This is a genomic window from Chryseobacterium pyrolae (genome assembly GCF_025153485.1).
Classification (GTDB): domain Bacteria; phylum Bacteroidota; class Bacteroidia; order Flavobacteriales; family Weeksellaceae; genus Chryseobacterium; species Chryseobacterium antibioticum.
Genome location: NZ_JANZQH010000013.1, coordinates 24,641 through 36,773 on the forward strand (window position 1 = coordinate 24,641; position 12,133 = coordinate 36,773).

A 12,133-nucleotide genomic window follows, 5' to 3' on the forward strand; every position below is an offset into this window, starting at 1 on the left:
CTTTGTAAAGATAAAAATTTAATACTGAAACATACCTACAAGAATATGAAAGATAAAGAATTACCTGGTGATGTTAGCTTGAATCATGGGATGGCCGTTATCAGCAGTATATTACGTATACATTATGCAGAAGCAGGAAATGGAGAGAATATAATTGTTCTGATACATGGTTTTCCGCAAACATGGTGGGAATGGCGATTTGTAATACCTGTATTGGTTAATCAGGGATTTCGTGTTATTGCCTTGGATTATCGCGGAGCCGGAGATTCCTGGAAACCAGCGGGCGGATATGATAAACGTACTATGGCCAGTGATATTCACCAGCTGTTAAAGGAACATCTGAAGATTGATGTTCCGGTTGTGCTTATAGGACACGATATAGGATTAATGGTTGCATATGCTTATGCACAGCAATACCGAACGTCCGTATCTCACCTGGTGGTAATAGACGCTCCTTTACCTGGCACCAAAATATTTGACAAAATAAGAACAGATCACAGAGTGTGGCATTTTGCATTCCATAATGTATGTGACCTACCTGAAATGTTGATTGCGGACCGTGAACGGCAATATTTACAATACTTTTTCAACTATCGCATATATAATACTGCTGCCATTACTGAAACGGATATAGATATTTTTAGTAAGGCTTATTCTTCAGTTGGGGCTATGAAAGCCGGTCTGGAAGTTTATCGTTCATTTGATCAAGACATACTGGACAATAAAGAAAGCATGGCAAAAAATGGTAAACTTTCCATTCCCGTTCTGGCTGTTGGTGGGATGATAAGTACCAGCGGATCTTTGATGAAAGAAATGATGGAAGAAGTGGCTGAAAATGTGACTTCAACGCGCATTCCTAAAACAGCACATTGGGTAGTGGAGGAAAATCCAGAGGCATTTATTAAAGATCTTTTACAGTTTCTTAGCTAAGAGTGATTTTCATTCGATCTTCAAATAAAATTAACAAATTAGAAAAATCACATATAGATTCTCCTATATTTTTAGTGATTTTGATCTTATATAAATTCGTTTTATGAAAAAAATAACATTATTTATTTTATTACTATATAATATGCAAAATTTAACATTTGGTCAGAAATTAAGAGCCAGGGATATGGGAATTCCATTTACCGGAAGCGTTGGCACATTTAATTCTATAACGGACGTAAAGGGAGTTGAAGTCGGTTATAGTACTATTATTTCAGGACAAGGTAAAAATAACATAGGTAAAGGACCAGTGAGAACAGGTGTTACCGCCATTTTACCAAGAGGAAGGAATAATAATCCTGTTTTTGCCAACTGGTATTCACTTAACGGAAATGGTGAAATGACAGGAACAACCTGGATAACAGAATCCGGATTTTTAGAAACGCCTATTATGATTACCAATACCAACAGTGTAGGTCTTGTGCGCGATGCTGTTCTCAAATGGTTTATTGAAAAGAATTGGTATAAAGAAGACTGGTGGTATACGTATCCTGTTGTTGCAGAAACCTATGATGGTTTTTTAAATGATATTTATGGCTTCCAGGTTCAGGAAAAAAATGTGTTTGAGGCGCTTAATACCGCAAAATCCGGTAGAATTGAGGAAGGAAATGTAGGCGGTGGAACCGGGATGATGTGTCTTGGTTTCAAAGGAGGAACAGGAACTTCATCAAGGATTGTAAAAATTGGAAATTCTGCCTATACCGTCGGTGCCTTGGTACAGACCAATTTTGGCAGGAAGGAATCTTTGACTATTGCTGGTGTACCGATGGGTGAAGAACTCAGTGATATTACCGGAAATGAATTGAAATTGCCTTCTCAATCTTATAGGAAAGAGGGTGATGGTTCTATTATCGTAGTTATTGCTACAGATGCGCCATTGCTGCCACACCAGCTAAAACGTCTTGCCTCAAGAGTTCCTCTGGGGATTGGTAAAGTAGGTGGATATGGAATGAATAGCTCAGGAGATATTTTTATTGCTTTTTCAACAGCTAATCCTACAGCTTTCCAGAGAAAGGACCTTTCACGAGTAGAATCACTTCCTAATGACTTAATGGATCCTCTTTTTGAAGCCACTGTACAGGCCACTGAAGAATCAATCATTAACGCAATGTTAGCGGCTGAAACGATGGAAGGGGTTAATGGAAACAAATCCTATGCGCTTCCCCATCAGCCTGTGATCGATATTTTAAGAAAATATAAAAGAATACCATAAAAGAAAAATTTATCTGTTTCAGTTTAATTTCATACTAACTCATTAAAATTTTTCTATGAAAAAACTATGGTTTCTAACAGTTCTGATTGCCATTTCTGTTACAATGAATTCCTGCAGGGATGATCAATCTATTGATGTACCCACCGAGCACCCGAATGCAAAAAAATATCAGCGTATCGTTGATCAGTTTATAGCAGCCGGCGCTCTGGGCGTCAACATTACAGTAATTTCCCCCGAAGGAACATGGACCGGTTCAGGCGGACTGGCCGACAGGGAAAAAGGTGTCAGGATGTCTGCTAATAACAGGCTCCGCATCGGAAGCATGACGAAAATGTTTGCCTCCACAACTATTCTGAAATTGCAGGAAGAAGGTCTCCTGAATATCAAGGATAAAATCAATAAATATCTTCCTCATACTATTACAGACCGTATTACCAATGCCAATGAGGTAACGATTGAGCAGTGCCTTAATCACAGAGCGGGAATCCGGAATTATTTACAGGATATCGCTCCCGGTGTTTTTGACGGGAGTATTGTCAATTATTCCGCAGAGCAAACCCTTCAGCTGATCTATGATAAACCTGCCGATGATCCGGTTGGAAAGGGATATTATAGCAATTCCAATTATCTTCTGCTTTCCCTGGTTATAAAAAAAATAACGGGAAAACCTTCCTATCAGGTAATTACCGAGAAAATAATCACCCCCTTGGGGCTGAAAAATACGACAGCAAGCACTCTGCTCCCGGATCAGCTCACCCGATCCTATTATGCTGAAACGGCTAATGAGCCATTGACTGAAGTAACCCATATAGATAATAACGGAATCGGAGGTGAAGGAGCAATTGACGGCGGAATGATTTCAACATCTTCTGATGTAGCTCAATTTTTGGAGAACCTGTTAACGAATAAAATACTTTCTCCTCCTTCAATGCAGCAGCTTCAGACTTTTGTGGATAATGATCCTGATCGCCTGGAACCAGACTTAAAATACAATAAACAGTATGGGTTGGGATTAATGAAACTGGATACCAACCAGGGAGTGGCCCTGGGCCATGACGGACACGTATTTGGCTTTGGTGGTAAATCCTATTATTTTCCAAAGCAAAAAGTAACAGTATGCATACTTCTCAACACATGGTCTCCAAAAGTAGTTGCATTACTTAATGCAAAAGATACTTTCAACTTATTGTTCTGATAAAAGCCTTAGGCATATTCAAAAAAAGACAGATTCTCTCTTTATCACGTCTTGTCCGATTGAACAAAAATAATTTTAAAAATAAAGATATGAAAATCAATCACATTCTCACTTTTACTTTGCTTTCAGGACTGATATCCTGTAGCACTATTTCTTATACCGGAGAAACATATAAACCTTCAGACAAAATTGATGTTTATTATAAGGAAAAAGATGTTGCCCATCCGTATAAAACAGTTGGAAGGATTATTACAATTGCAAGAAACAAAGACAATAAGGCAAAAGAAAAAATCATTGAAAAGGCAAAATCAGTAGGTGCCGATGCTGTTATCTTTTCCGGCGTTTATTTTACCGAAGAAAAAACAGCTTCTGCCTATGAAAAAGCTGATGTTATAAAGTACACTGACTGAACTTCATAAACCTGATAGTAAAAAATTTGATTCAAAGGTTTTTCAGCCTTAATTCTTTAGAAAGTAAAGTATTAGTAATCAATTATAATATGATCTTTATTCCAACGATAATGATTATTCATTCAAATCTCCAAAAAGATCAAAATAAATGAGATAGGAAAATAAGTAATTATCCATAAATCATAACTAACCTAAAATTTTTAAAATGAAAAAATCAGAAAACAGAAAAGTACTCTCAAGAGAATATTTAAAAAATGTAATGGGCAATGGAATGAGTATCACTATCAAAGAATGTTCATATGAATGCTGCCCTCCTGCCGGGATCCCTCGGTGCCCAAGCCTTAGTGCATGCCCGGCAGTGGTATGCTCACAATAATTAACATATTTATTAACCAAAAAATATTACAATGAAAAATTTAAGAAATCAAAAAAGCCTTTCCAGAGAACAACTGAAAAGTATTACCGGAGGTAATGTACAGGGAGTCTGCAGACTTTCCAATGGTGGCTATGTTATAAGGGACTGTACATTAAAATGTCCAAACGGAGGATATCCTATCTGCCCTGCTTAAGGATTAATTTTTATTTAAACTTCAGCCTGCCCGGATAAACAGACAATCTATCCGGGCTAATTGTATAAACATATTTTGTATATAGCTCTAATTGAGCTGGTTTCTGTTTATAGCTTTTCTCATTATAATTCAGGACATCTACAGTACTATCTGGCTCACGATGTAATACTTATGATATCTCGAATGTCTTATTTAAATAGATTCATAATTAATTCATGAATTGCACACATATATATTGCATAACAAGCTACATTGTAATACATAAAATAAAAACATAAAATATATGAAACGCCTGATCCATCTAATCATTGTACTGAGCGGAACAATTGTAACTGCACAAGAAAAAAAAGATACGACAGCAACAAAGAAAATAAATGAAATTGTACTGAAAAAAAATAAATTCCAGAGAAAAAATGACCGATTTATATATGATGTAGGAGCTTCCCCGGTAGCAAAAGGAACTACAGTCTTCAGTCTTTTAAAAGAAACTCCCCTAGTTTCATCAATGGATGATAAAACTTTACGAATTGCTGGAAAATCAAATGCCGTAATATATATCAATGGTAAAAAAAATCAAATGGATGCTGACGCTCTGGCAGCCTTTTTAAAAAGTATGCCATCTGAAAGCATACAGAAAATAGAGATTATTACGATGCCCGGCAGCGAATTTCAAGTTGAATCTTCAGATGGGATCATTAATATTATTCTAAAAAAGATAACAGAAAATGGATTGAACGGAAGCTTAAGAATGAGCAATAACCAGGGATATTATAACAATCCGGGAATGGGATTTTCTATCAATTACAGAAAAAATAAGCTCGGAATTAATTCAAGTTTTAATAGTAGTGAAAATACCAAGCGGCAGTATTATATATTGGAAAATGGCAGCAATATAGCTTCAAATCGTTCGGAAGGAACCGTATCTATTCCAAACAAGGACTATGGAGGATATCTGAATATAGATTATGCTTTAAATGACAAAAGCAGCATTGCATTGAGCTATAACACTTGGTATAACAAAAACTTCACATCGGTTACCAATTTATTTAACACTGTAAATGCATTAAATGATACTGTCTGGAAAACTGTCTACAACCGAAGCATAAATCATGAAAACACCCAATCTTATAATAATTCTGTCAATTTAAACTATGAATTAAAAACGGATTCGCTCGGCAGTAAACTAAATCTAAATGCAGCCTATCTAAACTTCAGCAAAAAACAGAATAGCCTCAATACGACATCAGCAGCAGATTCCAATGGAAATACGGGAGAAGATATAAGCCAAATTATTCAACAAACACCACAGATTATTAACAGTTTTTCTGTAACGATAGATTATTTTAAGAAATTTAAAAATGATTTAACAATGTCTTTTGGAGGAAATTACAGCTATACGAAAACAGATAATAATACAGAAACAAGCCTATATCAATTGGATACCGGTGTAGCAGTTAGAAATCCAAATCATTTTTTCTATCTGGAGAATATTTACGGGGGATATTTGACTGTAGAAAAAAAAGTAAGCGATAAAATCTCTGCAAAAGCCGGAATTCGTTATGAATTAACACAAAATAAAGGAAACTCATATAATGCTCAGGATGACAATTTAAAAAATCTTACGAGAAACTATCATAATATTTTACCTTACGTAAATCTGAATTACTCAATCAACAAAGATCATAATCTTTCATATTCTTTTTCAGGCCGTATGAAAAGACCTTCATTTTGGGAAGTAAACCCCGTAAGAACCTATTTAACGGAAACTAATTATGTTCAGAATAATCCGTTTATGAAAGCTTCCGCAGTTTATTCGCAGGAACTTAATTATATGTTCAAAAATTCATATTTTTTCATTGCCGGTCATAAATATTATAAAGATGTTATCCTGCAAATACCTTTGCAGGGGATAATTGAAAGTAACGGCAGCCATGTAAATGTATTAAGGTATATAAGAACCAATTTTGGCAACCGTCAAGAATTCAATTTTACAATCGGTTTCCAGAAATCATTTTTTAAACAGTATTGGAATACCAATGTAAGTATTGGTTTACAGCATAATATTAATGATGGAAGGATTGATACAGATCCGTTAACAGGTGAAAAGTTTCCGGCATATATTAATTCCAGAAAATCAAATGGAATAACAATTTCAACTAATAATAATATAAGACTTGATCAGGCTAAAACATGGTTTGCCAGTATTAATTATTGGTACGTTGGCAATTACCAGATAGAACTGGGCCAGTTAAGGCCACTCGGCAGTTTGGAAATAGGGCTCAAAAAAATCTGGAAAGACTGGACCTTTGCAGCAACTGTTTATGATATTTTAAATACCAATAGGGCTATAATTGATGATCCGCAACAAAATGGAAACTACAATTATGTCAATATTTATAACTATCCACGTCAATTAAATATTTCTATCTCTTATAACTTCGGAAACAAAAAAATTGAAAAAATACGTGATTTCAATAATGCTTCTGATGAAATCAAAAACAGAACAAAATAATAAAATTGTTACCTAAAAAATATTTAAATTTTCCTATGAAAAAAATTAGTGCATACATAAACCGAGGGAAAAATAAACTTTTAATCTTAGCAGTAGTACTCTTTTCTGCTGTTGTATTTGGACAAAATAATCAAAATGATGAATATTTTAAATCTAAAGAGATCATAAAAGAGTTAGATTCTATTGTTAATCCAAATGGAATTCAGGAAAGGTATACAGCGAATATAGGGAATATAAAGCAGTGGGTATTTGCTCGTGGTCAGAATAAAGATAATCCTGTTATTTTATTTGTACATGGAGGCCCAGCTTCTCCAATGTCTCCTGTAACTTGGATGTTCCAAAGACCAATAGAAGAATATTTTACCGTTATTAACTATGATCAAAGAGCATCGGGAAAAACTTACAATACCAACGATACTATTACATTAAAGAATACAATAAATATCAACCAATATGTTGATGATGCAATAGAATTAGCAGATTTTATCAGAAAAAAATATACAAAGAAAAAAATAATCTTAGTAGGTCATAGCTGGGGAACAATAATTTCCATGAAGGCAGCTCTTAAAAGGCCTGATCTATTTTATGCTTATGTGGGTATTGGGCAAATTATTAATACTCGAGATAATGAACGTTTAAGCGTAGATTATGCAACAAAAGAAGCAAAAAGATTAAAAAATAATGAAGCATTGAAAGAATTAGCTTCTATTGCCCCTTATCCGGGTAATCAGCCAATAACCAGAGAACGAATTATAATAGCACGAAAATGGCCTCAGTATTATGGCGGCTTAACCGCTTTTAGACATGATTCCCGATATTTTTTTCAATCCCCATTATTATCGTCTGAATATACGGAAAAAGATGCTGAAGCTATAGCTAAAGGAAGTCTCTTTACTTTAGAAAAAATCCTGCCTGAATTTTTAAATACGGATTTTAAAAGTATAAAAGAATTTCCCATACCCGTTTTTATGCTCATGGGAAGACACGATTATACAACTCCTTCAGAACCTACTAATATCTGGCTAAGAAATGTTAAAGCTCCTTTTAAAAAAGGAATTTGGTTTGAGAATTCTGCACATTTAATTCCTTTAGAGGAGCCGGGTAAAATGCTAGTTACCTTACTAAACGATGTTAGACCACTCTGTAAATAATAATTTTTAAAGGTCCAAAAAATATAACATCATGTATTGTATTGGGAACCTCTGAGCACAATCTGACAGAAAAATGGGAGTAGAATTACGGAAGTTTGGTAAAACTGATGGATGCAGTAAGATCGAAGGTTGTTCCATTTTTGATTTGTGTACACATGAAATAATTGTAATAGCAGCAAAATAAATTATCATCTTCTTTTGTAATTGACATGAATTAAAATAACTACTTTTAATTCTAAATCCTAATTGATCTCAATATATTACCTTTTTTACTAAACAATACAGTAAAAATAGTAATTAGTATTTATATGTTTATTTTTTTGTTATATCATATTACATCAGAAAGAAAAAATAACACTTAACTTCTTTTACCTGGTTAGTTTTATCGGGATTCCTAAATGCTGTTTTTCAGCGTTTTAAGATTGTTTTTTTTAAACTTCAAATCAAAAAAGATACAATATTTGTTATACAGAGATTATTAGTCTTCCGGAAGCAGGAATCCATCGGTAGAGGGTAGCCACAGATATTTCGACGTCTGTACCTTGTCCCAGTAACTAGTTCTTTATTCTTATAGTTACAATTGTTTTAATTATATAACAGAACCGACTATTTTTTTGTTAAGGTATTTCGATGAAACCTACTTAAGACAAAATATTGAAAAGCAATTAAATAAAATTGAACCATCTCATCTTTTTGCCAAAGCTGTTTTTTTTTGGAAATAACCAGGAATTTAGATATGAAACAAAAGAAGAACAAGAAATTGTAGTAGCATGTAGGCACTTGATTCAAAATACAATTATCTTATGGAATTATCTTTTTATATCAAATAAATTATCTGAAATTGAAGATGAAGATGAAATACAAAAGAGTCTAGAGCTAATGAAGAATAGTTCTATAATGATATGGCAGCACGTTAATATGCATGGAAAATATGATTTCATAATTAATCTAGACAAACCACCTTTTGATATGGATAAAATCAACTCAATGATAATCAAATAATTACCTGTTAAAGTGTAAATTTTGTCCCATTTTTGGTTTGAAGCCATTTTCCAGTAATTGATTTTTTTCCTACAAAATCATACTTTTCCTGTTAAAAACTACTTTTTCAGGCTCTTAAAAATTACCCTTTTGTGTAATAGCTTCGTGTGGATGGTCTTAGTAATTTTAATGTAGAATTTATAACTATAAAATGTTTCCGGATGTAACCTCTAATTGAGGTTTACAGTAGTACTCCTACCCTCACTCATAATCCTATAAATAAAATAATCATGAAAGAAGAATTAAAAGTAGAGCAATTTACGGGTGCAGTTGCTCATCTCGTAGCTCATCTTAAAACACTTTATAAACATAAACCTTTGAAGGTTTCTGATGTGATAGACCATATTGACTGGAATGATCCGTCAAAAGAGAGACTTCTTGAAAAATACAATATAAGCAAGGAACCCCGTCAGTATGTAGATCTTATTCAGGAAGGTGGCGGAGTACACGGGATTGCACTGGCCGGATATACGTATATATTAGAGAAAATGGGTATTTCTTTTTTAAACAGTGCCGGGACAAGTGCAGGAGCCATCAATACCATGATGCTGAATTGTGTATATTCACAACGGGATGCTGTTATGATGGGCGAAAAAGAAGAATTTATAGAGCGCTACTATGAAACAAGATCTGAAAAGATCCTTGAATACCTTTCGAAAAAAGATTTAACAGAACTTGTTGATGGACATCCTTCATGGAAATCTCTTATTTTGAAAATATTTTCCAAACGGGAAAGAAAGCCAATTCTGGATAAAATAAAATTCAGGGCTAAGATGGCGGTATATTCTTTTGCTTTTTTTCTGCTTACAATGATCGTTTCAGCCATTGGGGTAGGAATATTGTCCGGTGAGATTGCGCACTGGCAGATATGGGTTCACCGCTTACTTATTGTTTCAGTGATTGGGCTGGTGATCTCCATATATATGATCATTAAAAATCTAATGGTTCTGAGGCTGCTTTATTTTCACAGTGAAAAAATGGGAATCAATCCGGGAGATAATTTTAAAGAATGGATAAAAACACTCATGGAAGAGAATAAAATAGGCAGTGTCGCAGATCTTAAGAATAAAATGCTGAAGGAAAACGATCTTTATAAGTGTGAATATCTCAGACAGAAGCTATCTTTTGACGTTTCATTAACTTCGGTAGGCGAAAAAAGTGAAGGCAATGAAAAGCTTTTAAATATTACTAAAGACATCAATGATTCAAAACTGAAAATGGCTGCCGGATCTCCGGAGGAAAACAATGAAATCCTTGCGGATAAACCGGAAACCGGAATCGAGTGGGAAAAATTGAAAAAATCCCTGGTAGATGAAGATATAATACGTATTGTAGATAACTACCTTAAAACAACAAAAACCAATAGCGAAGAACAGGCTTTTGTGGATGGTCTGCTGAATCAAATCATAAGCAGCATTAAGTTTTTCAATCAGGTGAGCTGGCAGGATCTGAAAATGATCAATGATCAGCTTATTGATAAAAACCTGATTCCTATCAATGCCAACGAAAAATTGATAGAAAGAATTATCGGGGAATTGTTTAAAAACACGTACACTGTAGTTAGTGCCGAGGGTAATAAATTTCCACAGCAACTGGTAGTGGTGGCAGCAGATATTACCAATCAGATCAAGGTGGAATTTCCAGGAATGCATGAATTTTACTGGGGAAATGACGAGTCGATCTCTCCTGCAGAATATGTAAGGGCTTCCATGTCTATCCCTTTCTTTTTCAAGCCCTACAAAGTAACAATGTCTAATACGCAGCTGATCAATATCAATAATACATGGAAAGTAAAACTGGGTGCCTACAAAAATTTCATTCAGGGCAATAATGAAGTTCTTTTTGTAGACGGTGGCGCATTGTCCAACTTCCCCATCAATGTATTTTACAGCAATACCCACTCTATACCTACCCGCCCTACTTTTGGAATTAAGCTGGAATATGACAGCGATGATTTATATAAATTGATTGATAATGAAATGAATCTGATGCTGTCTATGATCTCAACGATGAGGTATTTCTATGACCGTGATTTTTTAATCAAAAACAGCAATTTCAAGAAAACAGTGCGCAGTGTAGATACAGGAAGCATCAGCTGGCTTAATTTTAATCCTTCCAACAGTGAAAAGATAGAATTATTCTATCGGGGAGCGTTGGCAGCAGCTATTTTTTTGTCCGGAAAAAGCCTGACTTTTGAGGAGAAAAATAAATTGATGCAGAAAGCTCAGAAAGACTTTGGAATCACAGATTTCAGAACGGAAGATTTCATCTATCCGGATATTTTCTTCAATTGGGAAAGTTATAAAAAAGAAAGAGGAATGGCTGAGATCTATAAAAATCTAAGTCCTAAAATGAAAGAAAAATCAAGTTTCACTCAATAAAAAATTGGTCATGACAACGCTCTTAAACTTTGATCTGAATCTTCCTGTTCATATTCATAATTTTGATCAGCTGGTTCTGTGGCTTGCCATTTTAGCATCTATTGGAACGATTACCACCGGTGCTTATCTGGCTTCCTTTTCGCAAGGTTTTCTTTACATGGTGAAAACCTATGAGAATAAAAATAGACTCAAGAAATTTTCTTTAATCAATCTTCAGCTTCCGTTTAGACAATCTTATTTTAGGAACATTCTCTTTGGCATTAATTCCAAAACCAATACCATTATTAATAAGTCATTAAAAGCGGATGCTCTCTTTATGCCCTTTGCTTACGGAACTCTGCTTCTGCTATTCTCTTATTTCTTGCTGAGGTTTGACGGTAAAGACAATCCTGTCATTATTTCATGGTTGCTGAACTGTTGGTATTTTCCTTTAATTGCTTATGCTATGGATATCTTTGAGAATCGTTTTACAGCGTCCCTTCTGAAAAAACTGGAGGTTCTTAAACTGACAAAAACAACCAATTCTGAAGACAGGAAATTAAATGAAAGCGATAAGAATCAATTAATTTGCAGATTCAGGATCAAAATACTCATTGCTTCCGGCTTAAAATGGATGGCGGCTATTTTCAGTATTGCCATCCTATTAGCTGCATTATGGAGCCTTCTTTTATGAA

General features: G+C 34.5%; 12 protein-coding genes. 11 read left to right on the top strand and 1 reads right to left on the bottom strand.

The annotated features are described in order from the left end of the window. Positions 1–45: 45 nt before the first annotated feature. From NZD88_RS19960 to NZD88_RS19990, 7 genes are all read left to right on the top strand, one after another. Complete coding sequence (locus tag NZD88_RS19960) at positions 46–930, top strand: alpha/beta fold hydrolase (RefSeq protein ID WP_259831465.1); 885 nt, start codon at positions 46–48, stop codon at positions 928–930. A 142-nt stretch (positions 931–1,072) separates the two neighbouring features. After that, a complete protein-coding gene (locus tag NZD88_RS19965) occupies positions 1,073–2,200 on the top strand; it encodes a DmpA family aminopeptidase (RefSeq protein ID WP_259831466.1) in 1,128 nt (375 codons plus the stop codon). 55 nt (positions 2,201–2,255) lie between these two features. Then, positions 2,256–3,395: a serine hydrolase domain-containing protein gene (locus NZD88_RS19970; RefSeq protein ID WP_259831468.1), complete on the top strand. Its 1,140-nt coding sequence runs from the start codon at positions 2,256–2,258 to the stop codon at positions 3,393–3,395. An 89-nt stretch (positions 3,396–3,484) separates the two neighbouring features. Continuing rightward, positions 3,485–3,805: a hypothetical protein gene (locus NZD88_RS19975; RefSeq protein WP_259831469.1), complete on the top strand. Its 321-nt coding sequence runs from the start codon at positions 3,485–3,487 to the stop codon at positions 3,803–3,805. A 407-nt stretch (positions 3,806–4,212) separates the two neighbouring features. Next, positions 4,213–4,374 (top strand): hypothetical protein, encoded by a 162-nt coding sequence (locus tag NZD88_RS19980; RefSeq protein WP_259831471.1) that lies wholly within the window; start codon positions 4,213–4,215, stop codon positions 4,372–4,374. A gap of 283 nt (positions 4,375–4,657) precedes the next feature. Beyond that, entirely contained in the window at positions 4,658–6,886 is a 2,229-nt protein-coding gene (locus NZD88_RS19985; RefSeq protein ID WP_259831473.1) for an outer membrane beta-barrel family protein, read from the top strand. A 35-nt stretch (positions 6,887–6,921) separates the two neighbouring features. Continuing rightward, the gene (locus NZD88_RS19990; RefSeq protein ID WP_259831474.1) at positions 6,922–8,037 is read left to right on the top strand and encodes an alpha/beta hydrolase; all 1,116 of its coding nucleotides are present in this window, start codon (positions 6,922–6,924) and stop codon (positions 8,035–8,037) included. Between the two features lie 85 nt (positions 8,038–8,122). Here NZD88_RS19990 and NZD88_RS19995 read toward each other — a convergent pair whose 3' ends face one another. Continuing rightward, entirely contained in the window at positions 8,123–8,248 is a 126-nt protein-coding gene (locus NZD88_RS19995; RefSeq protein ID WP_259831475.1) for a hypothetical protein, read from the bottom strand. 403 nt (positions 8,249–8,651) lie between these two features. On the opposite strand from NZD88_RS19995, the gene NZD88_RS21400 reads away from it, so the two are divergent. The 4 genes from NZD88_RS21400 (at position 8,652) to NZD88_RS20010 (ending at position 12,132) form a co-directional block, all read left to right on the top strand. Then, complete coding sequence (locus tag NZD88_RS21400) at positions 8,652–8,759, top strand: Tn3 family transposase (protein ID WP_423738672.1); 108 nt, start codon at positions 8,652–8,654, stop codon at positions 8,757–8,759. After that, the gene (locus NZD88_RS20000; protein ID WP_259831476.1) at positions 8,713–9,039 is read left to right on the top strand and encodes a Tn3 family transposase; all 327 of its coding nucleotides are present in this window, start codon (positions 8,713–8,715) and stop codon (positions 9,037–9,039) included. Before NZD88_RS21400 ends, NZD88_RS20000 begins: the two co-directional genes overlap by 47 nt. Before the next feature lie 269 nt (positions 9,040–9,308). Then, a complete protein-coding gene (locus tag NZD88_RS20005) occupies positions 9,309–11,459 on the top strand; it encodes a patatin-like phospholipase family protein (protein WP_259831477.1) in 2,151 nt (716 codons plus the stop codon). A 10-nt stretch (positions 11,460–11,469) separates the two neighbouring features. Next, positions 11,470–12,132, top strand: a complete 663-nt coding sequence (locus NZD88_RS20010) for a hypothetical protein (protein WP_259831478.1) — start codon at positions 11,470–11,472, stop codon at positions 12,130–12,132. Position 12,133 lies beyond the last annotated feature (1 nt).

What these genes read in the sequence shown, in the direction of transcription:
- NZD88_RS19960 (WP_259831465.1), top strand. Translation starts at nt 46, where the DNA reads ATGAAAGATAAAGAATTACCTGGTGATGTTAGCTTGAATCATGGGATG.
- NZD88_RS19965 (WP_259831466.1), top strand. Translation starts at nt 1,073, where the DNA reads ATGCAAAATTTAACATTTGGTCAGAAATTAAGAGCCAGGGATATGGGA.
- NZD88_RS19970 (WP_259831468.1), top strand. Translation starts at nt 2,256, where the DNA reads ATGAAAAAACTATGGTTTCTAACAGTTCTGATTGCCATTTCTGTTACA.
- NZD88_RS19975 (WP_259831469.1), top strand. Translation starts at nt 3,485, where the DNA reads ATGAAAATCAATCACATTCTCACTTTTACTTTGCTTTCAGGACTGATA.
- NZD88_RS19980 (WP_259831471.1), top strand. Translation starts at nt 4,213, where the DNA reads ATGAAAAATTTAAGAAATCAAAAAAGCCTTTCCAGAGAACAACTGAAA.
- NZD88_RS19985 (WP_259831473.1), top strand. Translation starts at nt 4,658, where the DNA reads ATGAAACGCCTGATCCATCTAATCATTGTACTGAGCGGAACAATTGTA.
- NZD88_RS19990 (WP_259831474.1), top strand. Translation starts at nt 6,922, where the DNA reads ATGAAAAAAATTAGTGCATACATAAACCGAGGGAAAAATAAACTTTTA.
- NZD88_RS19995 (WP_259831475.1), bottom strand. Translation starts at nt 8,248, where the DNA reads ATGTCAATTACAAAAGAAGATGATAATTTATTTTGCTGCTATTACAAT.
- NZD88_RS20005 (WP_259831477.1), top strand. Translation starts at nt 9,309, where the DNA reads ATGAAAGAAGAATTAAAAGTAGAGCAATTTACGGGTGCAGTTGCTCAT.
- NZD88_RS20010 (WP_259831478.1), top strand. Translation starts at nt 11,470, where the DNA reads ATGACAACGCTCTTAAACTTTGATCTGAATCTTCCTGTTCATATTCAT.